Source organism: Curtobacterium citreum (assembly GCF_006715175.1).
Taxonomy (GTDB): Bacteria; Actinomycetota; Actinomycetes; order Actinomycetales; family Microbacteriaceae; genus Curtobacterium; species Curtobacterium citreum.
This window is the reverse complement of the sequence record NZ_VFMQ01000001.1, coordinates 2,858,664-2,879,470: the sequence shown is the minus strand read 5'-3', so window position 1 is coordinate 2,879,470 and position 20,807 is coordinate 2,858,664. Positions and strand designations below refer to the sequence as shown.

Below are 20,807 nucleotides of genomic sequence, written 5' to 3'. Positions count from 1 at the left end.
ATCCGCGCATGGCGGGTCGGAAGGGGCGACCTCCCATGCGCGGATCGCCATCCCGCGCGCGGATCGACACCCCACGCGCGGATCGGCACCCCACGCGCGGATCGGCACGGCACGCCGGGCGCGGGACGCGACCCCGGGACGGACGGGAGGCACGGTGCCTGCCCGCACCGTGCCTCCCGTCCGCCTGCTGGTCCCGTCAGGAACGCGCGGTCCCGTCAGGAACGCAACCAGGCGGTCCCCACACCCGACAGGGCGCCGTCTGCCACCGGCGCGGAGGCGAGCAGGAGCTCGCCGGTGGGGAGTGCGAACGGCTCGTCACCGAACACCGTCACGCTCGTCCACCCGTTCGGGCGACGGAACGCGAGCACGTCGTCGCGGCCGGTCTCGATCCACTCGAGGTGCTCCTCGGACCGGAGCTGGCCGCGCAGGCCGAGGGCCTTCCGGTACAGGTTGAGCGTCGAGTCCGGGTCGGCGTCCTCGGCCTCGACCGACGAGTCGGCGAACCAGGCCGGCTGCGGCAGGTGCGAACCGCCCGTGCCGAAGCCGAAGGACGGCCCCGAGCGCGTCCACGGGATCGGCACGCGGCAGCCGTCGCGGCCGACGTCGACGCCCGGGTTCCGGAAGAACGCCGGGTCCTGTCGTTCGGCGTCGGGGATGTCGCCGACCTCGTGCAGGCCGAGCTCCTCGCCCTGGTACAGATACGCCGAGCCGGGCAGCGCGAGCTCCAGGAGCGTCGCCGCCTGCGCGCGCCGGAGCCCGAGGGCGCGGTCGAGGTCCTCCTGCCGGCCGCCGGCGAGCAGCCACGCGGCGCCCTGCTTCTCCTCGGCGCCGTTGCGGGCCGGGAGCGCGTACCGGGTGGCGTGCCGGACGACGTCGTGGTTCGAGAACACCCACGTCGTCGACGAGCCGGACTGCTCGGCGAGCCCGAGGTTGAACTCGATGATCGTCCGGAACTGCTGCGCGTCGAAGTCGGCCTCGAGCAGGTCGAAGTTGAAGGCCTGCCCGAGTCCCTCGGCGGAGGCGTACCGGGCGCGGCGGTCGGCGGCGACCCAGGCCTCGGCGACCGCGGTGCGGGCGGGGGTGTACTCGTCGAAGACCCGGCGCCACTCGGCGTAGATCTCGTGCACGTCGTCGCGGTCCCAGAGGATGTGCGCGCCGTCCTTCGGGCTCGCGAGCACCTCGGCCCACGTGGGCAGTTCGCCGGCCGGCAGGTCCTTCGCGAGACCGTGGGCGACGTCGATGCGGAAGCCGTCGACCCCGCGGTCGGACCAGAAGCGCAGGGTGTGCAGGAAGTCGTCGCGGACTTCGCGGTTCGCCCAGTTCAGGTCAGGCTGCTCCTTCGCGAAGTTGTGCAGGTACCACTGACCGTCGCCGACCGCGGTCCACGCGGGGCCGCCGAAGATCGACACCCAGTCGGCCGGCGGCTCCTGCCCGTCCGGGCCGGTGCCGTCGCGGAAGACGTAGCGGTCCCGCTCCGGGCTGCCCTTCGGTGCCGCGAGGGCCTCGCGGAACCAGGCGTGCCGGTCGCTCGTGTGGTTCGGCACGATGTCCACGATCACGCGGATGCCGGCGCCGTGCAGCGCCGCGACCATGTCGTCGAAGTCCGCGAGCGTGCCGAGCCGCGGGTCGACGTCGCGGTAGTCGTCGACGTCGTAGCCGCCGTCGGCGAGGGCGGACGGGTAGAACGGGCTGAGCCAGACCGCCTCGATGCCGAGCGAGGCCAGGTACGGCACGCGGCTCGTCGCACCGGGCAGGTCGCCGATGCCGTCGCCGTCCGCGTCGGCGAACGAGCGCGGGTAGACCTGGTAGACGCTCGCCTGACGCCACCACGTCTCGTCGGTGGTGGTCGCAGCGGGCTGGGCGAGGGTGTCGGTCACGTCGGGCCTTCCGTCGTTCGTGGGAGTGGGAGTGGGAGTGGGAGTGGGGGTCGTGGTCGTGGCGGTGCTCGGCTCGGTCACTTGATGGCGCCCTGCGTCACCCCGGCCATCACCCACCGCTGGGTGACGAGGTAGACGATGATCGCCGGCGCCATCGCCATCAGGTACGAGGCGAACGACACGTTGTAGTTGTTGCTGAACTGGGTCTGGAACATCTGCTGCAGCACCGGCAGGGTCTGCAGCGCCGGGTCGGAGGTGATCAGCGACGGCATCACGAAGTCGTTCCAGGACGCGAGGAACGCGAAGATGCCGACGGTGGCGCTCATCGGTGCGAGGAGCGGGAACACCAGTCGCCAGAACACCTGTCCCGTGGTCGCACCGTCGATGCGTGCACTCTCCTCCAGTTCGGCCGGGATCGACCGCAGGAACGCGGTGAACAGCAGCACGCTGAAGGACAGCTGGAACATGACGTGCAGGATCGCGACGCCGAGCGGGTTGTCCAGGTGCGCCAGCCCGGTGAGCTTCACCTGCGACAGTGCGAGGACCGGGAACGGCAGGAACATCGCGGCGAGCAGGTAGAAGAACGACCAGCGGAACAGCCGGCGCTCCCAGTTCCGGGCGATGGCGTACGCGGTGAAGGACGCGAGCAGGATCGTCCCGGCGACGGTGATCGCGGCGATGAGCACCGAGACGCCGAACGCCCGCGGGAAGTCGGTGAGCTCCCACGCCTGGACGAACCCGTCGACGCTGAACGGCGCCGGCAGCGAGAACGCGTTGCCGTCGACGGCCTGGCTCGTGGTCTTGAACGCCATCGTCACCGTGACGTACAGCGGGACGAGGACGGACAGTGCGCACAGCACGAGGACGATCGTCACCGGCCAGTTGGCGCGGTCGCCACGGCCGCCGCCGCGTCGTCCGGCGGTGCGGTCGGCGTCCACGGAGCGGATCGACCCGGTCGCGGTGGTGCCCGGTCGGAGGGGTGCCTGCATGGTCATCAGAGCGCTGCCTTCCCGCGGGTCGCCCGCAGCTGGATCACGGCGATCACGACCGCGATGACGAAGAAGATCGTCGCGTTCGCCATCTGGTAGGCGTAGTCGCCACTGCTGAAGCCCTTGAAGATCGACATCGCGACGCTGGTCGTCGCGGTACCGGGGCCGCCGTCGGTCAGGCCGACGATGATGTCGTAGGAGTTGAGGAAGTTCTTGAACCCGATCACGAGGTTGATCAGGATGTAGCCCGCCGTCAGCGGGGCCGTGATCGACACGAGCTGCCGCCAGGAGCTCGCCCCGTCCAGGGCGGCGGCCTCGTACACCTCGCCGGGGATCGAAAGGACCCCGGCGATGTAGATGAGGAGCGTCGACGGGATCGCCTGCCACGCGGTGACGACCACGATCGCGACCCACGCCAGGTCCGGGTTCGCGAGGATGCTCTGCTCGAGCGGCGCGAAGCCCAGTGCGGTGGCGAGCGCTGGCAGCGAGTTCGCGAACAGGAACGAGAACACGTAGGCGATGACGATGCCCGAGATCACCATCGGCAGGACGAACACCGCCCGGAGCGCGATCTTCCCGCGCACCTTCGACGTCAGCGCGATGGCGAGCAGGAACGCGATCGCGTTGACGACGAGGACGGTGACGAGCGAGAACCCGATCGTGAACAGGTACGCCTGCAGGATCGCCGGGTCGGAGAACACGGCGACGTAGTTGGTGAGTCCGGTGAACCGGAACTCGCCGAACCCGACGGAGTCCGTGAAGCTCAGCACGATGCCCATCACCGCCGGCAGCGTGATGGCGAGCGTGAAGAGCACCAGGGTGGGGACGAGGAAGACGAGGAACAGCGGCTCGATGCGCTTCCGGCGTCCGCGGCTGCCGGCCTGGAGGCGCGGTGCGGCTCCGCCCCGTCGGCGGCGGTCCGCCGTCGTGATCGCTTCGGTGGTCGTGGTGGCCAAGGTCGTCTCCTTACGCGGCCGTGCGGAGCGCGAGCCGCGCCCAGTCGCCGTCGAGGGTGCGGAGTTGCGGAGCGGGGGCACCGCCGAAGGCGATGGACTGCAGGTAGTTCGCCACCGGGATCTCGGCGGGGATGAGCTGCGAGGCGCCGAGGGAGAAGGCGGCGCGGTCGTACGAGTCCTGCATGCCACGGAGAGCGGGGTTCGACACCGGTGGGGAGTCCTTGCGGACGCCGAAGCCGTTGTTGTCGGCGTTGTACCGGTCGCTGACCGCCGGGCTCATCAGGAACGACAGGAACTCGCGCGCGGCCTCCTGCTTGCGCGACGCCTCCGGGATCCAGAGCCCCAGGTCGACGTTCACGCGCACCTTGTTGTCCGCGGCGTCGTCGGTCGCGGGGAACGGGAAGGTGCCGAGCTCGACGTCCTTGTTCGACTTCGCGATCTCGCCGAGCGCCCACGGTCCCTGCAGGTACATCGCGGCCTTCCCCTGCGCGAACGCCAGGTTCCCGTCACCGTACCCGCGGCTCGCGGCGCCCTTCTGGTGCCACTGGAGCAGGTCCACCATGCGGTCCACGGGCGCCGCGAAGTCCTTCTCGAACGAGACACGGGAGCCCTTGCCGACCCGGGTTCCCTCGCGGTCGAGCGCGGCGAAGGTCTGCTGCAGGTCGAGCATGCCGCCGACCGAGTAGTCGAACATGCCCTGGGCGATCGTCCAGTTGTCCTTGTACGTGCCGTACATCGGGGTGATGCCGGCGCGGACGAGCCGCTCGCACACGTCGCGGAACGCCGACCACGTGGTCGGCACCTCGAGCCCTTGGTCGGCGAAGATCCGCTTGTTGTAGATCACGGACGCCGCCGTCACCGAGTAGGGCAGCACGCTGGTGCGGCCCGGGTAGTCGGCCGTCTGCTGCATGAGCGGCCACAGGTCCGGGTTGATCGTGTCCTTCTCGGGCAGGTCCGACAGGTCCGTCAGGGCGCCGTGCTCGACGAACGAGACCATCGCGTAGTTGTAGTTCAGGCACCCGAGGTCCGGCGGCCGGTTCCGGACGAAGTTCGCGGACATGTTCGACGTCGAGTCGCGGACCACGCGGATCTTCGACTGGCTGTCGTGGAACTTCGCGATGACGTCGTCGAAGTAGCCGATGACCTCGGGCTTCGACACGTAGAAGGTGATCGTCTCGGGTCGGCTGCTCGAACCGCCGAGCGGGGCGCACGCGGCGAGTGCCAGGCCCGCGCCGATGCCGCCGGCCCCGAGGAGGAACCCGCGGCGGCTGAGTGCGGCGGTGTCCCTGGTGGTGGCGTGTGGTCGCACGTCGTCTCCGTCCGTCCGGACCCGGCGTCCCTGCCGTCCCGGTCAGCGGACCGGCGTCGGTGCCGGCTCGCGACACTTAATCTACTCAGAAAATCTAATCGCGCAAGCAATGTTCCCCGCGGTAGGGTCAGCGCATGTCCCGACGCCGTGAGCCCGCTCGTGCGACCAGCGCCGAGACGGTCCTGGCGTCCGCGTTCGACGCCGCCGCGTTCACCGCGACCGAAGCCATCGACGCCACCGGCCTGACCCGCTCGACCGTCCTCGCCGCGTGCGCCGAGCTCGTCCGGCTCGGGTGGCTCCGCGACCTCGACGACGCCCGGGCTGCGGGGGAGGAGTACCGGAAGGGCCGACCCGCCCGCCGCTACGAACTCGACGCGGGAGCCGGGGTGGTCGTCGGGGTCGACGCCGGGCAGCACCGCGTCACGGCGCTCGTCGCAGACCTGCGCGGGACGGTGCTCGCACGGGCCGAGGGCGCACTCGGCGACGCTGGCCTCGAGGTCCCGGTGCGCCTCGGCGTCACGGCCGACACCGTGTCCAGGGCGCTCGCCGACGCCGGAGTCGACCCGACGCGCGTGCTCGTGACCGTGATCGGCATCCCCGCGCCCGTCGACGCCTCGGGTGCCTCGCCGGACGACGGCGGGTTCTGGAACCGGATGAACCCGGGGTTCGCCGACGTCGTACCGCACGGTGTCGTGGTCGTCGAGAACGACGCGAACGCGGCGGCCCTCGCCGAACGGCCGTCCTCCGGCGACGCCTCGTTCGCGGCGCTGCTGTCCGGTGAGCGCTTCGGCGCCGGGCTCGTCGTCGACGGGGTCCTGCTGCGCGGGGCGCGCGGCGGTGCCGGCGAGCTCCGGGTGCTCGACCTGGTCGACGGTGTCGCGTCCTCCGACGGCATCGGTCGCACCGCCCGCACGCTCGTCCGGCAGGCGCGGGCGGCAGGCCCTGTCGGCGCGTCCTCGCTGTTCGGCGGCGACGAGGAGCCCGACGCTGCGGCCGTCCTGACCGCCGCCGCGCTCGGCGACGCGGTCGCGGTCGGGATCGTCGACGCGCTGGGGGACCGTCTGGCGCGGGTCTGCGTGCTGCTCGCGAGCCTGCTCGACATCGACCGCGTGGTCGTCGCCGGGGCGATCGCGGACGCCGTCGAGCCGGTGATCGACCGGGCACGGGCGCACCTCGCGGCCTGGGAGTACGACCCGACGCCGGAGGTCGTGGCCTCCCGGCTCGGTGGCGACGTCGTCGTCCTGGGGGCGCTGGCGCTGGCACTCGACACCGTCCGCGCCGACCCGATGGCGTTCGCGCTGCCGGCCGCCCAGCCGGTCCCCGCAGCCTGACCGCAACGCCGCCCAAGCACCCGTTGACACCGCGCCCGCGCAGTGCCACGCTGCTTGCGTGTTGACGTTGCCATGAGCGTGCCAGGGGGCACGCGGGAGCGCCGACGACCGGCACGACGACGTCGTCGTGCCGCTGCAACGATGCAGTCAGGGAGGACCCATGCACACCTCGACCACCCCACGCCGACGCCGACTCGTCGGTACGCTCGCCGTCGTCGCCGGCGCCACCGCGCTCGCCCTCGCCGCCCCCGGCACCGCGACCGCCGCCCCGGCCCCGACCGCCGCGGCGCCGGCCCACACCCGCCCGGACCCGACCCCCGCGCTCGACCCGACGCAGTTCCACGGCGTCAACTGGGCCGACCCGCGGGACAACTACGCGAACGGGCCCGTCGTCCCCTCGGGGCTCTCGACGTCGGACGACTACCGCACCGTGTACAAGACCTCGGAGCGGATCGTCCGCGAGTTCCGGAAGGACCTCGGCGCCGACACCGTCCGCCTGCCCGTCAACCCGTACTCCGTCGGCACGACGTGGTGGACGTCCTACAGGGGGGCGATCGACGCCGCCCGGCACCAGGGCGTCAAGGTCGTCCTCGGCTACTGGGAGAGCAGTGACGCCAGCAAGGACGGCAAGGTCGACGACCCCGCCGCCTGGACCGCCATGTGGGACACGCTGACGAGCACCTACCGCGGCGACGCCGGCGTGTACTTCGAGCCGATGAACGAGCCGTTCGGCTACGCACCCGCCGACTGGATCCAGGTGGCCACCGACTGGGTCGACCGCTACACGGCCCGTGGGATCCCGCGCGACCGCGTGTTCGTCAGCGGCACCGGCTACAACGACCACGTCGACGCGGTCTGCGCCGCGCCGGCACTCGCCGGGACCTACGTGTCGCAGCACTTCTACGGGTTCTGGGGCACGCACGACGCCGCGGGCTGGGCCGCCGACTTCGAGAGCCGACTCGGCGACCAGGCGTGCAGCGCCCGCACCGTCCTCGACGAGTTCGGGGTCCCGATGACCACCGGGATCGACTACCGCGGTTCCGCGACGACCGGCAACGCCGACGCGGACAACTCGGTCGCCTTCCTGCAGACGGTCACGACGATCGTCCGCGAGCGGCACCTCGGCGCCGTGTACTGGCCGGGGCTGCGCACCGGTGACACCTACAGCCTCGAGGAACTGCAGGGCACCGGGTCGCACGCGAAGCTCGCGGTGACGAACGAGTCCGGGCTCGCCCTGCTGCGGTGGGCCTGGGACGAGGGCGAGCGGGCGCCGTTCGGGACCCGCTGACGCGACCACGGACCGGACGGGAGGCACGGTGCCAGCTGGCACCGTGCCGCCCGTCCATGGGGTGGTCGCGTCAGCGACGGATCAGCGCCGGACCGGGGCCAGTCGCTGCAGCTGGGTGACGTGACCGGGCTCGAGCTCGTCGAGCGTGGCGACGCCGAGCAGCCGCATGGTCCGCTCGATCTGCTCGGAGAGGATCTGGATCATCCGGTCGACACCGGCCTCGCCGCCCGCCATCAGCCCGTACAGGTAGGCACGACCCACCATGGTGAAGCGTGCACCGAGCGCGACGGCGGCGACGATGTCGGCGCCGGACATGATGCCCGTGTCGAGGTGCACCTCGGTGTCCGCACCCACCTCCTTGACGACCTCCGGGAGCAGGTGGAACGGGACGGGAGCACGGTCGAGCTGCCGACCGCCGTGGTTCGACAGGGTGATGCCGTCGACGCCCATCGACGCCAGGCGCTTGGCGTCCGCGAGGGACTGCACGCCCTTCACGACGACCTTGCCGGGCCACTGGTCCCGGATCCACGCGAGGTCCTCGTAGGTGACCGTCGGGTCGAACATGTGGTCCAGCAGCTCACCGACCGTGCCCGACCAGCGGTCGAGGGAGGCGAACGCGAGCGGTTCCGTGGTGAGGAAGTCGAACCACCACCACGGCCGGGGGATCGCGTTGACGATGGTCTTCACGCCGAGCTGCGGCGGGATCGAGAACCCGTTGCGCTTGTCCCGGAGGCGTGCGCCCGCGACCGGGACGTCGACCGTGACGAGCAGCGTGTCGAACCCGGCCTTCGCGGCCCGGTCGACGAGCGCCATCGACTTGTCGCGGTCCTTCCACATGTACAGCTGGAACCAGTTGCGCCCGTGCGGGTTCGCGTCGCGGACGTCCTCGATCGCCGTGGTGCCCATCGTCGACAGCGAGAACGGGATCCCCGCCCGACCGGCTGCCCGGGCGCCGGCGCGTTCGCCCTCGGTCTGCATCATCCGCGTGAAGCCCGTCGGCGCGATCCCGAACGGCAGGGCGGTCGGCGCGCCGAGCACCTGGCGGGAGGTGTCGACCTTCGAGACGTCGCGCAGGATCGCCGGGGTGAATTCGATGTCCTCGAACGCCTGCCGGGCACGGGCGAGGGAGATCTCGGCCTCCGCCGCGCCCTCGGTGTAGTCGAACGCCGCCTTCGGGGTGCGGCGCGCGGCGATCCGACGGAGGTCCCAGATCGTCAGTGCCGACTCCAAGCGTCGGCGCCGGGCGTTCAGGTCGGGCTTCTTGAACTGCATGAGCGGCGCCAGGTCGTGCACGGTCGGCAGCTGCCGCCGGACCCGGACCCGGTTCGTCGACGGTGTGCCCGGCGTCGGTGCCGGAGCCCCGGTCGCCGGGTCGACGCGGTGCTGATCGTCGGTCGAGGTCATACAGACATCCTATGTCTGTATGAGATCGTTGGCGAGGGTGATGGGGCAGGGGTGCGCTCTCGGGCAAGGAGCGCGCTGCGCCAACGCGTCGACGGAGTCGGGGATGTCGTGAGACGTCCGATCAAGCTCCCTCCCGCAAGACGCAACGTCGGCGGTTGCTCGCAGCGAAGTACCGCTGCGAGAACCCGCCGACGTTGCGTTTCGCGATCACCGGAGCCCGCGAGCGCCAGCGCCGGTCAGCGGGGGAGCGCGGCCAGGACCTCGGCGGCGCGGGCGGCGTCCTCGGCGCTGACGTCCAGGTGCGTCACGAGCCGGACGGCCCGCGGTCCGAGCTGCATCACCCGGACGCCCCGCTCCGCGGCCTCGGCGACGAACGCCCCCGGGTCGGCGACCTCCGCGAACACGATGTTCGTGTCGACGGTCGCCGGGTCGACGTCGAGCGCCGCGGCGAGCACCCGGGCGTTCGCGTGGTCCTCGGCGAGCCGGTCGACGTGGTGCCGGACGGCGTACCGACCCGCGGCGGCGAGGAACCCGGTCTGCCGCATCCCCGCGCCGTACCGCTTCCGCCAGACCCGCGCGGCTGCGACGTGCTCCCGGGAGCCGACGAGCACCGAGCCGACCGGGGCACCGAGGCCCTTCGACAGGCAGACCGACACCGTGTCGAAGCCGGCCGCGAGCTCGCGGAGCGGGGTGCCCGACGCCACGTGCGCGTTCCACAGCCGGGCGCCGTCGAGGTGCACCGCGATGCCGTGCTCCCGCGCGTACGCCTGCACGGCCCGGACCTGGTCGAGGGGCTGCACGGTGCCGCCACCGAAGTTGTGGGTGTTCTCGACCGCGATGGCCGTCGTCGACACGGAGTAGGCGCCGGCGTCCGGCTCCGCGATCGCCTCGACCGCCGCGGCCACGAGTCGTCCGCGCTCCGAGGCCCACGTTCGCGTCGTGATGCCGGAGAACACCGCGGCGGCGCCGAGCTCGGCCCGCACGACGTGGGCGCGGACGTCGGCGAGCAGCTCCTCGCCCGGGGCGACGTGCAACCGCAGCCCGAGCTGGTTCGCCAGGGAGCCGGTCGGGGTGAAGAGTCCGGCCTGGTGCCCGAGCAGGTCGGCGACCTCGCGCTCGAGGGCGTTCGTCTCCGGGTCCTCGCCGAAGACGTCGTCGCCGACCTCGGCGCCGGCCATCGCGGAGCGCATCGCCGGGGTCGGTCGGGTGACGGTGTCGGAGCGCAGGTCGATCGGGGCGTCGGTCACCAGGCAACGCTAACGCGCCGTTCAGATCGTCGATGCGCGACGCCGCTAGCGTGGCGCCATGCAGCAGCCAGCCGCGGGGTCGCTCCGCATCCTCCACCTCTCCGACACGCACCTGACCGGCGACGGTGCACTCCACCAGGGGTCCGTCGACACCACCGCGGCGCTCGACGCCGTGCTCGCCCACGTGGACGGTGTCCCGGGCGTCGGGCTCGTCGTCGTGTCCGGCGACGTGTCGGAGGACGGCAGCCCGGAGTCCTACCGGACCGTCCGGGAGCGCGTCGGCGCCTGGGCGGAGCGGCACGGCGCGGCGTTCGTCGCGGTCCCGGGCAACCACGACCTGCGCGAGGGCTTCCGTCAGGTCCTGGCGAACGGGCACGTCCTCGGCGAGGGCGGCCGGCCGCTCGCGCACACGATGGAGCACACCCCGCCGGAGGTCCCGGTCTCCGGACAGTCCACCGTGCACGGCTTCCGCATCGTCACCGTCGACACGAGCGTCCCCGGCGCCGGCTACGGGTACCTCGACGACACGGCGCTCGAGCGGCTCCGGACCGCGCTGACCGGTGAGCCCGCGGCGCACGGCACGGTCGTCGTGCTGCACCACCCGCCGGTGCCGTCGCCGACGCTCCTGCACGAGGCGCTCCGCCTGCAGAACCCGGAGGACCTCGCCGAGGTGCTCGACGGCTCGGACGTCCGGGTCGTCCTCGGCGGCCACCAGCACCACCACGCCGTCGGGTCGCTCGGCGGGATCCCCGTGCTCGTCGCCCCCGGAGTGGCGAACGACACCGACGTCGTCGGTCCGTACGACGAGGAGTCCGCCCACGTCGCCGCCGGTGCACTCATCGTGGACGTCGCGCCGGACGGCTCGGTGTGGTCCACCCCGGTGCGCGTTCCCCAGCCGGACGCGGATCCGCTCGCGTTCGCGCTGGACGCCGAGACGGTCGCGCGGATCGCGGAGCAGGCCGGCCCGCGCTGAGCGCGAGGCACGGGCCGGTCCGCGCAGGGCTGACGCAGGCTCGGTCGCGCGGGCCGGGCTGCGCGGGCCGGGTCGCGCAGGCCGAGTCGCGCAGTCCGGGCCACGCGGACCGGCCCGGCACCCGGCCGGGGACGGACCGGACGGGAGGCACGGTGCCGGACCGGCGCCGTGCCTCCCGTCCGTCCCGTGCTCGCGTGGGGCGACCGCGCCCACGGGAGGGGACCCGTCGAGTACCCCGCGCTCCCGGACACCGTCCCGGCGGCGCGAGTACACCGGGGGTCATGCAGACGGAAGGAGTCCCTCATGCGCATCGGTAGTGCCGTGCAGTACGACCGGTACGGCGGGTTCGACGTCGTCGACCTCGTCCCGCAGGAACGTCCCGAACCCGGACCCGGCGAGGTCGTCGTCGAGGTCGTCGCCGCCGGCCTGAACCACGTCGAGCGGTTCCTCCGCGAGGGGAAGCTCCGCGACCACATCGACCTCGCGTTCCCGGCCCACCAGGGCGTCGACTTCGCCGGCATCGTCCGCGCACGCGGCGCCGAGGTCAAGGACCTCAAGGTCGGCGACGAGGTCATGGGACACGCCCCGGACGGCGGCGCGCACGCCACGTGGGTGCGCGTGCCGCGCGGCGCGGTCATCAAGAAGCCCGAACACGTCGGTTGGGAGGTCGCCGGTGGGCTGTACCTCGCCGGAGCGACCGCCGCGACGATCGTCCGCGGCCTGCGCCTCGGCCCCGAGGACACCGTCGTGATCAGCGCCGCCGCGGGTGGGGTCGGGCACATCGAGTGCCAGCTCGCCCACGACGCCGGCGCGACCGTGATCGCGCTCGGCAGCCCGCGGAACCACGACTACCTGCGCCAGATCGGGACGCTGCCCGTGGCCTACGGCGAGGGCGAGGAGGACCGCATCCGCCAGATGGCGGCCGGCCGAGCGATCACCGCGTTCATCGACAACCACGGCGGGGGCGGTGCGGCGGACCTCGCGAAGCGCCTCGGCGTGCCGTCGGAGCGGCTCGTGACCTCCGAGCACCGTCGCGACGTCGAACTCCGCTTCCTCCGCGCCCCCGCGGACGACGAGGAGGCGCGCGACCTGCTCGTCATGCTCGCCAAGGCCGTGCAGGACCGGCGCGTGCAGGTGCTCATCTCCGGCTTCTACCCGTTCGAGTTCATCGTGGACGCGTACGAGGACCTGGCCGAGATGCGCTCCCGCGGCAAGGTCGTGATCGGCATGCAGACCGTCGAGACCGGTGCGCGCCTCGACTGGTACCGGTCCGAGAAGGCCCGGGACCTGCGCGACCGCTACGGCGAGCAGCGCGGTGCCGACACCGAGACGATGGCGGGCGGGAGCGCGTCACCCGCGTCCTGAGCGAGGTCCGTCCACGACGACGAGACGGTCCGGCCCCGCGGGGTCGGACCGTCTCGTCGTTCGACCGTCGCTAGCTCAGGACGTCCTTCGTCGCGAACCGGCCGTACGCCAGCGCGCCGAACACCGCGACGTACCCGAGCTGCAGCAGAGCGTTCTGCCCGAACGAGTCGAACGCGATCGGGTCGCGGAGCAGGTCCCCGAACCCGAGCCACAGGTGCGAGAACAGGAACGGGTGCAACCAGTCGAGCTGGGGGAGCTGGTCGAGCACCTGCGACACCCCGGCGAGCACGACCGTCGCCGCCATCGCCCCGACCGGGACGGTGGTGAGCGTCGACGCGAACAGGCCGATCGCGGACAGGCCGAGCATCGACAGCGTCACGTAGAGCGCCAGGAGCACGGCCCGGCCGGCGTACGACCAGCCGTCGACCTGGGTCCCGGACAGCAGCGTGACGGGGCCGATCGGGAACAGCAGTGCGCCGATCGCCGCACCGACGAGCACCACGAGGAGCGTCGCGGCCAGGCTGAACGCGACCGCCCCGACGTACTTCACGACGATGAACCGGAGCCGGCCGGTCGGTGCGACGAGCAGGTAGCGGATCGTGCCGTGGTTCGCCTCGCCGGCGACGGTGTCCCCGGACACCACCCCGACGGTGAGCGGCAGGAACAGCGGGATCGACACCGTCAGCGCCGTGAAGGCGACGAAGAGCCCGTTGTTCGTGATGTCGCCGAGGAACGCGGGGCCGCGGTCGCTCGGGTCCGTGGTCAGCCGGACGGCGATCGCGATGAGCACCGGCACGAGTGCGAGCGCGCCGAGCATCGCCCAGGTCCGTCGACGGCGGAACACCAGGGCGAGTTCGGAGCCGAGCAGGGCGAACGGTCGCCTGGGCCGGTGCGCGGTGTCAAGCTGCGACATCGAAGCCCTCCCCGGTGAGCGCGACGAACAGGTCCTCGAGGGTGCCACCGCCGAGCGCGATGCCACGGACGCGGACGTCGGCACGGACGAGCGCCGCCGTGATGGTCTCCGGCTCGAGGTCGGCGGGCAGGTCCGCGACGAGGGCGTCCGAACCGGCGTCGCGCCGGGGGGAGAGCCCGATCCGGACGAGGACCGCGGAGGCCTCGCCGACGTCCGGGGTCCGTACGGTGACGGTCCGGCCACCGGTGGCGCGCAGGTCGTCGAGGGACCCCTGCGCCACGAGGCGTCCGCTCCGCATCACGGCGGCGTGCGTGCAGACCTGCTCGATCTCGGCGAGTAGGTGGCTCGACACGAACACCGTGGTGCCGTCGTCGGCGAGCGAGCGGATGAGGTTCCGGACCTCGCGCGTGCCCTGGGGGTCGAGACCGTTCGTCGGCTCGTCGAGCACGAGCAGGTCGCGCGGCGCGAGCAGGGCGTTCGCCAGCCCCAGGCGCTGCTTCATGCCGAGCGAGTAGGCGTGTGCCTTCTTGTCCGCGGCGTGGGTGAGCCCCACGCGTTCGAGGGCGACCGCGACGCGGTCCCGACGGGTGCGCGGGTCGGAGCTCGGGTCGGCGACGTCGAAACGCTGCAGGTTCGCGCGTCCGGACAGGTACGGGTACGCGGCCGGGCCCTCGACGAGCGCGCCGACACGGGGCAGGACCTCCTGCAGAGCGCCCGGGACCGGTCGGCCGAGCACCTCGATCGTGCCGCTCGTCGCCGAGGACAGTCCGAGGAGCATGCGGATCGTGGTGGTCTTGCCCGAGCCGTTCGGGCCGAGGAACCCGAAGACCGACCCGCGCGGTACGGCCAGGTCGATGCCGTCGACGGCCCGCTGCTTCCGGAAGACCTTGACGAGCCCCTCGGTGCGGACTGCGAGCTCGGACGACGCGTCGTCCGGCTGCCGCGCTGTCTCGCCCGGCTGCCGCGCTGTCTCGCCCGGCTGCCGCGCTGTCTCGCCCGGCTGCGGTGCTGCCGTCACTTCGCGGCGGCGACCAGCGCGGACACCGGCACGGCGCCGGCGAGCACCCGGCCGTCGTCCGTCAGGTACACCGAGACGAGCGATGTCTGCAGCGCCCGGCCGCCGTCGACCGGCTTCGTCAGCTGGTCGAGGAGTGCCGATGCGTCAGGGTCCCGGGTCGTCCGGGCGGAGTCCCCGGTCGGCAGCTCGACGATGCTGTCCCAGCCGGACCCGGTCACCGTCGGCCGGACACCGGCACCCTGTGACTGCCCGTGCTGGCCCGGTCGGTGCTGACCCGCGTCGGAGAGGTCCTTCGTCGTGACGTCCGCGCCGGCCGGCGGCGTGAAGTCGAACAGTCGGGCGTCGGGTGCGCCGTAGTCGAGACTCGTGAAGCCGACCTGGAACGCCGGGTCGTCCTGCCCGGCCGCCGTCACCGTGACGCGGAGCGGCAGCCCGGTCTGCTGGTCCACCGCCAGCCGGACGCTGCCGACCAGCGTGTCGTCGGACCTCGGCGTCAGGATGACCTGCCAGGCGTCGTGACCGGCGACGCGGACCGTCGTCGGCTCGGAGACCCGGGTGCTCGGTGTGATCGCCGCGACCGCACGCTCGGCGGCCTGCGCCGGCGTGGTCGCGCCGGCCGTGGGGGCATCGGAACCGGCGGGGAGCGTGAGGTGCACGGCCTTGCGCTCCTCCGAGTCCCACGTCCACACGTCGGACCCGTTCCGGACGACGTCCTGCTCGGCGAGCTGCTGCGTCAGCTGGAAGCGCTGTTCGTCCTCGCCACCGACGTACAGGCGCGCGGTGTGTGATGCGGTGAGCAGCCCGAGGACGTCGGACGCACCACCCTCGAGCGAGGACCCACCGCTGCCCGAGGGGAGTTCCGGCAGGCCGAGGTCGCTCGTCTGCGAGAGCGTGCCCGAGTACTGCGCGTCCCGGGACGCCGCGATCCTCGCGAGCACGTCCGCCGCGCTCGGGTCCGTGCCGGCGACCGGGTCGGCGGCGGCGTTCGCGATGACGGGCGCGGCGATCGCTCCGGCCACGACGACCGGGGCGATCGCGGCGGGCAGCCAGGCTGACTTCTTCATCGGGTCCCCTTCGGTGGTGCGGTGGGTGCACGAGCGGCGTCGCCGTGGAGCGTCGGGTGCGCGAGCACCGTACGTCGCGCACCCGACAGCGCGCTGGGGATCCGCGGACCCAGCGCCCTCATGCCCTCCCGACGTCGGTACCGACCGGCACCGAGCCGTCGTAGCCGCAGATCGCCGCGACCTTCTCGGCGCTCGCGCTCGTCGAGTCGAACTCGTACCCGAGCCACTCCTTCGCCAGTCGCCGTGCGAGCTCGAGCCCGATCACGCGCTGCCCCATGCAGAGCACCTGCGCGTCGTTCGACAGCACGGAGCGCTCGACGCTGAACGAGTCGTGCGCGGTGACGGCTCGGATGCCGGGGACCTTGTTCGCGCTGATCGCCACCCCGAGCCCGGTGCCGCAGACCAGGATCGCGCGGTCGGCCTGACCGTCCGCCACCATCCGCGCCGCGTCCACCGCCACGTGCGGGTACGCCGTGTGGCCGTCGGCGTCGACCCCGACGTCGACGACGCTCGCCACGCGGTCGTCCGCCTCGAGGTCACGCTTGATGACCTCCTTGTAGTCGAAGCCCGCGTCGTCGGAGCCCACCACCAACCGGTACGTCATGCGTCCACTCCTTCGCGTCGTGCGCGGACCGCGAGCACCTCGCCGATCCGCGTGAGGACCATCCCCATCGAGGTGGCGCCCGCGTCGGGCGTCCCCACGCTCTTCTCGGCCAGCGGCCGGGCACGCCCGACCCTCGGCCGCAGGTCCGCCGTGGCCGCCGCCTGCTCGACCGCGACCCCGGCCGCCGCCTGCCACGCCTCCGCCGTGTCGGCACCCTCGTCGACCCGGGACCGCAGCTCGTCGACGAACGGCATCAGGGCGTCGAGCAGGGTCTTGTCACCGCGGGACGCGCCACCGAGGTGGACGATCGAGTCCGCGAAGGCCTGGGCGGCCGCGACGACGTCGGCCGCGTCCACGTGCTCGGCGTCGTCGCCGAGCGCGCGGCCGAACGCCTCGAGTGCCGCACCCCACAGCACACCGGACGTGCCGCCGGCCGACGCGGCCCACGCCTCACCGGCACGGCCGAGGACGAAGGCGACCCCGGCCTCCCGGTCGGTCTGCTCGACGGCGCGACGGGCCGCACCGATGCCCTTGACCATGCCGCGACCGTGGTCGCCGTCACCGGCGACCGCGTCGATGCGGCCCAGCGTCTCCTCCTGCTCGCGGAGCAGGACGTCCATCGCCTCGACGGCGACGCGTGCGGTCTCGGCGGCCCGCCGGGAGGCACCGGTCGCCTCCGGCACGACCGTCGCCTCGGCAGCGGCCTCGGTGACGGCCGCGGCCGGCACGAGCGCGGCGACCGGGGCGGCGACCTTGCGGTACGCCGGCGTGTAGGCATCGGCGCGCCAGTACCGTTCGAGCTCGTCGTCGAGGAACTGCAGCGTCAGCGAGCAGCCGCCCATGTCGAGGCTCGTGACCAGTTCGCCGACCTCGGGCTCGACGACCTCGAGCCCCGCGTCCTCGAGGAGGGGCAGCACCCGGCCCCACAGCAGGAAGAGCTCCTCGTACTTCGTGTCGCCCAGGCCGTTGAGGATCGGCGCCACCCGCGGTCCGGCGCCCTCGGGTCGTTCGGCCAGCAGACGCTCGACGAGCAGCGCGGCGAGGTCCCGCGCCGGCAGCACCGGGACGTCCTGGATGCCGGGTTCGCCGTGGATGCCGAGCCCGAGCCCGAGGTGGCGGTCGGGGACCGAGAAGAGCGGCTCGGTGGCGCCGGGCATGGTGCAGCCGGAGAATGCGACGCCGATCGTGCGGGTGGCGGCGTTCGCGGCGGTGCCGACGCGCTCGACCTCGTCCAGCTCCGCGCCGGCGGCCGCGGCGGCACCCATCGCCTTGAACACCGAGAAGTCGCCGGCGATGCCGCGACGCTTCGTGACCTCGTCCGCGCTCGCCACGTCGTCGGTCACGACGACGATCCGGGTGTCGATGCCCTCGGCGCGGAGCCGCTCGGCGGCGAGCCCGAAGTTCATGGTGTCACCGGCGTAGTTGCCGAAGGACAGCACGACGCCGCGGCCCTGGTCGGCGGCCTTGGCGACCGAGTAGACCTGCGCCGCCGAGGGCGAGGTGAAGACGTTGCCGACGACGGCACCGGTGGCGAAGCCCGGACCGACGACGCCGCAGAACGCAGGGTAGTGCCCGGAGCCGCCGCCGACGACGACGGCGACCTGGCGCTCGGCGCCCTCCGTCGGGAGTGCGACGACGCCGCCGTGCACGCCGCGGACGCGGTCGGCGTACAGGGCGAGCCAGCCGGCGAGCTGGTCCTCGGCGAAGTCCTCGGGGTCGTCGTGGATGGTGGTCATGGGGGTCGTTCCTGTCGTGCGGTGGACCGGGGTCCGGTGGATGGGGTCAGGATCGGGTCGGACGACCGGGTGCGTCGGTCGGGTCGGAGGGGTCGCGCGTGCCGGTGAGGGGGTGTGCGCATCGGGGGGGACCGGGCGGCGGTGGGACGGCCACCGCCGCCCGGGGTCGGGTCGGCGTGCCTCAGCGGGTGCCGCGGTGCGGGCGCCCCTGCGGCACGTCGAGGAAGTGGATCATCACGAACGCGCAGGCGTAGAGGCCGACGAACGTCCAGGTGACCGCCTGGCCGCCGCCGCCGAGCGCGAAGACCGCTGCGACGACGCCGGTGCCGAGGAACGCCGCGCCGCCGGCGGCCGTGGTGTACATCGCCATCGCGGCACCCTTGTGCTCCGGAGCGAGCGCCGGCATGATCGCGCCCATCGGGACGAAGCCCGCGAGCAGGCACCCGAACACGCAGCCGGCCACGACCGAGAGCACGTAGCCCCAGTCCGACCCGGCGGGCACCAGCTGCGGCACGTACCACCAGGCCACGAGCCCGGTCGCGGAGCCGACGATGCCGAACCACTTGACGGTGCGCTGCCAGCCGATGCGGTCGCCGACCCAGCCGAACAGGGCGTTCACCAGGATGTTCGTCGCGTAGACGCAGACGGTCATGAGCAGCCAGCGGCTCTGGCCCCAGCCGCGGTCGTTCGCGATCACGGCGGGCAGCACGACGAACATGCCGAACTCGGGTGCGGTGTTGATGAGGCGGACGAGGAAGCCCATCAGGATCTTCGGTCGCGTCGCGGTGAGGCGGATGCCGCTCGTCAGGACCCGCCAGGCGCTCTCCGCGGCCGGCGCGATCCGCGAGAAGCCGTTCGGCAGGCGGACGCCGAACAGCATGATGAGGAACCCGGCGACCACGAGGCCGATCGAGGCGATCATCGCGCCCGTCTCACCGATCGTCCCGCCACCGAACACCTGGATGGCCCCGATGGCGAACAGGGAGCCGAGCGTCGGCAGGCCACCGGTGAAGGCGACGTAGAACCACCCCACCGCTGCGCCGTTGCGCTTGACCGGCGTGGTGATGTTCACCCAGACCAGGAAGGCGAACGCGAAGAGCGGGTAGCCGAAGCCGCGCAGGGCGTAGGCGACGGCGGCGAAGGGCACGCTCTCGACGTTCAGCGCCAGCAGGAACAGCACCTCGAAGACCACCCAGACGGCGAACCCGAGGATCATCACCCGGCGCGGCCCGATCAGGTCGGAGAGGGCGCCGGAGACGTAGCTGCCGATGAGGGCGGCGAGGCTGTAGAACGTCACGATCGTGGCGACGGTGGCCTCGGGGCTACCGAGGACCGCGACCATGTGCGGCGTGATGAAGTTCGACTCGACGCCGTTGCCCGTCATGAAGACGAGCACGGCGACGAAGCCGAGGGCGAGCGGACGGGGGATGCCCATCCGGTCGAGTCGACCCTCGGGGCGGGCGGCGGCGGTCGTGGGCGCGGTGGTGGTGCGCGCGGTCGTCGTCGACATCGCGGGACTCCTCGGCGCTCAGGCCCGCGCGGCGGACACGGTCGGGGCGGACGTGGTGGGCGCCGAGAGCGACGGGATGATCGACACCTTCACCGACACGCCGGCGGAGTCGCCCACCAGGTCGAGGGCCTGCTGGAAGTCCTCGAGCGGGAACTGGTGCGTGCAGATCTCGTCCATCGGCAGCGTGCCCGACTCGAGCAGCTTGATCGCCGCCGGCCAGGTGTGCGGGCCGAGGTGGGCGCCCCGGACGTCGAGCTCCTTGTCGTCGGAGATGATCGACCAGTCGACCGAGACGGCGTCCTTGAAGACCGAGTACTCGACGAACGTGCCGAGCTTGCGGAGCAGGTTCAGGCCCTGGGGCACCGCGGAGGGGTGACCGGTCGCCTCGATGTAGACGTCGGCGCCGTAGCCGTCGGTGAGTTCCTTGACCCGGGCGACGGCGTCCTCCTGCGCGATGTTGATCGTCAGGTCGGCACCGACCTTGCGGGCGAGCGCGAGCTTGTCGTCGACGACGTCGAGCGCGATGATCCGCAGCGGGTTCTTCTGGCGGGCACCGGCGATGGCGGACAGGCCGATCGGGCCGGCGCCGGCGATCACCACGGTGTCGCCGAACCTGATCTCGCCGCGCTCGACGGCGTGGAAGGCGCAGGAGAGCGGCTCGGCGAAGGCGGCGACCTGGCCCGGCAGCGCGCGGTCGACCGGATGGGTCAGGGCCTTCGCCGGGACGAGCACGTACTCGGCCATCGCACCGTCGAAGCCCTTGAACCCGAACATGTCGTGGACGGCGCACATCCAGTAGGCACCCTCGAGGCAGTACCGGCACTCCCAGCACGGGACGATCTGCTCGCACGCGATCCGGTCGCCGAGCGTCACACCGCGCTTCGCGAGTGCGGCGTCGTCACCGGCGACGATCGTCCCGACGAACTCGTGGCCGGGGATCCGGTCGGCCTCCGCCCACGCCGGCCGGTTCTCGTCGCCCCAGAACTTCGCGGCGCCGTGGTAGCACTTCAGGTCGCTCGCGCAGATGCCGACGGCGTCGGTGCAGAGCAGCAGTTCGCCCGGGCCGGGCTGCGGCACCGGACGTTCCTCGAGTCGGTAGTCACCGGGCCCGTGCACCACGACGGCGCGCATCGTGGTCGGGATCTCGAGGTGCGCCTCACCCTGCGCCGGGGTCTCGGTCGTCGTCGTCGTCGACATGTGCTGGTCCTCCGTTGGTCAGCCGG

At 72.5% G+C, this 20,807-nt stretch carries 17 protein-coding genes; 4 read left to right on the top strand and 13 right to left on the bottom strand.

Translation table 11 applies throughout. The features are described 5' to 3' along the window. Positions 1-215: 215 nt before the first annotated feature. From FB462_RS13610 to FB462_RS13595, 4 genes are all read right to left on the bottom strand, one after another. Positions 216-1,877: a glycoside hydrolase family 13 protein gene (locus FB462_RS13610; protein WP_141862423.1), complete on the bottom strand. Its 1,662-nt coding sequence runs from the start codon at positions 1,875-1,877 to the stop codon at positions 216-218. A 77-nt stretch (positions 1,878-1,954) separates the two neighbouring features. Beyond that, complete coding sequence (locus FB462_RS13605; RefSeq protein WP_180224849.1) at positions 1,955-2,872, bottom strand: carbohydrate ABC transporter permease; 918 nt, start codon at positions 2,870-2,872, stop codon at positions 1,955-1,957. After that, a complete protein-coding gene (locus FB462_RS13600; RefSeq protein ID WP_229666660.1) occupies positions 2,872-3,822 on the bottom strand; it encodes a carbohydrate ABC transporter permease in 951 nt (316 codons plus the stop codon). Before FB462_RS13600 ends, FB462_RS13605 begins: the two co-directional genes overlap by 1 nt. Before the next feature lie 10 nt (positions 3,823-3,832). Next, positions 3,833-5,131 carry an ABC transporter substrate-binding protein gene (locus tag FB462_RS13595; protein ID WP_141862421.1) on the bottom strand — a complete coding sequence of 433 codons (1,299 nt, stop codon included), beginning with the start codon at positions 5,129-5,131 and terminating at the stop codon, positions 3,833-3,835. A gap of 134 nt (positions 5,132-5,265) precedes the next feature. Between FB462_RS13595 and FB462_RS13590 the strand changes: the two genes are divergently transcribed. After that, a complete protein-coding gene (locus FB462_RS13590) occupies positions 5,266-6,462 on the top strand; it encodes an ROK family protein (RefSeq protein WP_141862419.1) in 1,197 nt (398 codons plus the stop codon). Positions 6,463-6,622: 160 nt separating this feature from the next. After that, complete coding sequence (locus FB462_RS13585; RefSeq protein ID WP_141862417.1) at positions 6,623-7,750, top strand: glycoside hydrolase family 5 protein; 1,128 nt, start codon at positions 6,623-6,625, stop codon at positions 7,748-7,750. A gap of 81 nt (positions 7,751-7,831) precedes the next feature. Here FB462_RS13585 and FB462_RS13580 read toward each other — a convergent pair whose 3' ends face one another. After that, complete coding sequence (locus FB462_RS13580) at positions 7,832-9,022, bottom strand: alpha-hydroxy acid oxidase (protein WP_141863368.1); 1,191 nt, start codon at positions 9,020-9,022, stop codon at positions 7,832-7,834. A gap of 368 nt (positions 9,023-9,390) precedes the next feature. Then, the gene (locus FB462_RS13575) at positions 9,391-10,401 is read right to left on the bottom strand and encodes a threonine aldolase family protein (RefSeq protein ID WP_141862415.1); all 1,011 of its coding nucleotides are present in this window, start codon (positions 10,399-10,401) and stop codon (positions 9,391-9,393) included. A gap of 58 nt (positions 10,402-10,459) precedes the next feature. Between FB462_RS13575 and FB462_RS13570 the strand changes: the two genes are divergently transcribed. Together FB462_RS13570 and FB462_RS13565 are read left to right on the top strand one after the other, a co-directional pair. Next, positions 10,460-11,374, top strand: coding sequence for a metallophosphoesterase (locus FB462_RS13570; RefSeq protein WP_141862413.1), 915 nt, complete (start codon positions 10,460-10,462; stop codon positions 11,372-11,374). A 303-nt stretch (positions 11,375-11,677) separates the two neighbouring features. Continuing rightward, a complete protein-coding gene (locus FB462_RS13565) occupies positions 11,678-12,739 on the top strand; it encodes an NADP-dependent oxidoreductase (RefSeq protein ID WP_114849808.1) in 1,062 nt (353 codons plus the stop codon). Between the two features lie 70 nt (positions 12,740-12,809). On the opposite strand, the gene FB462_RS13560 is transcribed toward FB462_RS13565, so the two are convergent. The 7 genes from FB462_RS13560 to FB462_RS13530 form a co-directional block, all read right to left on the bottom strand. Then, positions 12,810-13,652, bottom strand: coding sequence for an ABC transporter permease (locus FB462_RS13560; RefSeq protein WP_114849807.1), 843 nt, complete (start codon positions 13,650-13,652; stop codon positions 12,810-12,812). Then, positions 13,639-14,670: an ABC transporter ATP-binding protein gene (locus FB462_RS13555; protein ID WP_141862412.1), complete on the bottom strand. Its 1,032-nt coding sequence runs from the start codon at positions 14,668-14,670 to the stop codon at positions 13,639-13,641. Before FB462_RS13555 ends, FB462_RS13560 begins: the two co-directional genes overlap by 14 nt. Next, positions 14,667-15,734 (bottom strand): LolA family protein, encoded by a 1,068-nt coding sequence (locus FB462_RS13550; RefSeq protein WP_141862410.1) that lies wholly within the window; start codon positions 15,732-15,734, stop codon positions 14,667-14,669. The genes FB462_RS13555 and FB462_RS13550 overlap by 4 nt, the downstream gene beginning before the upstream one ends. Positions 15,735-15,852: 118 nt before the next feature. After that, the gene (locus FB462_RS13545) at positions 15,853-16,338 is read right to left on the bottom strand and encodes a ribose-5-phosphate isomerase (protein WP_058743379.1); all 486 of its coding nucleotides are present in this window, start codon (positions 16,336-16,338) and stop codon (positions 15,853-15,855) included. Beyond that, positions 16,335-18,074: a dihydroxyacetone kinase family protein gene (locus tag FB462_RS13540; protein ID WP_058743378.1), complete on the bottom strand. Its 1,740-nt coding sequence runs from the start codon at positions 18,072-18,074 to the stop codon at positions 16,335-16,337. Before FB462_RS13540 ends, FB462_RS13545 begins: the two co-directional genes overlap by 4 nt. Positions 18,075-18,255: 181 nt before the next feature. Continuing rightward, positions 18,256-19,584, bottom strand: coding sequence for an MFS transporter (locus FB462_RS13535; RefSeq protein ID WP_208738915.1), 1,329 nt, complete (start codon positions 19,582-19,584; stop codon positions 18,256-18,258). 18 nt (positions 19,585-19,602) lie between these two features. Further along, complete coding sequence (locus FB462_RS13530) at positions 19,603-20,781, bottom strand: zinc-binding dehydrogenase (RefSeq protein ID WP_141862408.1); 1,179 nt, start codon at positions 20,779-20,781, stop codon at positions 19,603-19,605. Positions 20,782-20,807 lie beyond the last annotated feature (26 nt).

Bases quoted from the DNA above. Each gene is read 5' to 3' on its own strand.
- FB462_RS13565 (WP_114849808.1), top strand. From the start codon at position 11,678: ATGCGCATCGGTAGTGCCGTGCAGTACGACCGGTACGGCGGGTTCGAC.
- FB462_RS13530 (WP_141862408.1), bottom strand. From the start codon at position 20,781: ATGTCGACGACGACGACGACCGAGACCCCGGCGCAGGGTGAGGCGCAC.
- FB462_RS13535 (WP_208738915.1), bottom strand. From the start codon at position 19,584: ATGTCGACGACGACCGCGCGCACCACCACCGCGCCCACGACCGCCGCC.
- FB462_RS13590 (WP_141862419.1), top strand. From the start codon at position 5,266: ATGTCCCGACGCCGTGAGCCCGCTCGTGCGACCAGCGCCGAGACGGTC.
- FB462_RS13570 (WP_141862413.1), top strand. From the start codon at position 10,460: ATGCAGCAGCCAGCCGCGGGGTCGCTCCGCATCCTCCACCTCTCCGAC.
- FB462_RS13540 (WP_058743378.1), bottom strand. From the start codon at position 18,074: ATGACCACCATCCACGACGACCCCGAGGACTTCGCCGAGGACCAGCTC.
- FB462_RS13550 (WP_141862410.1), bottom strand. From the start codon at position 15,734: ATGAAGAAGTCAGCCTGGCTGCCCGCCGCGATCGCCCCGGTCGTCGTG.
- FB462_RS13585 (WP_141862417.1), top strand. From the start codon at position 6,623: ATGCACACCTCGACCACCCCACGCCGACGCCGACTCGTCGGTACGCTC.
- FB462_RS13560 (WP_114849807.1), bottom strand. From the start codon at position 13,652: ATGTCGCAGCTTGACACCGCGCACCGGCCCAGGCGACCGTTCGCCCTG.
- FB462_RS13580 (WP_141863368.1), bottom strand. From the start codon at position 9,022: ATGCAGTTCAAGAAGCCCGACCTGAACGCCCGGCGCCGACGCTTGGAG.
- FB462_RS13545 (WP_058743379.1), bottom strand. From the start codon at position 16,338: ATGACGTACCGGTTGGTGGTGGGCTCCGACGACGCGGGCTTCGACTAC.
- FB462_RS13605 (WP_180224849.1), bottom strand. From the start codon at position 2,872: ATGACCATGCAGGCACCCCTCCGACCGGGCACCACCGCGACCGGGTCG.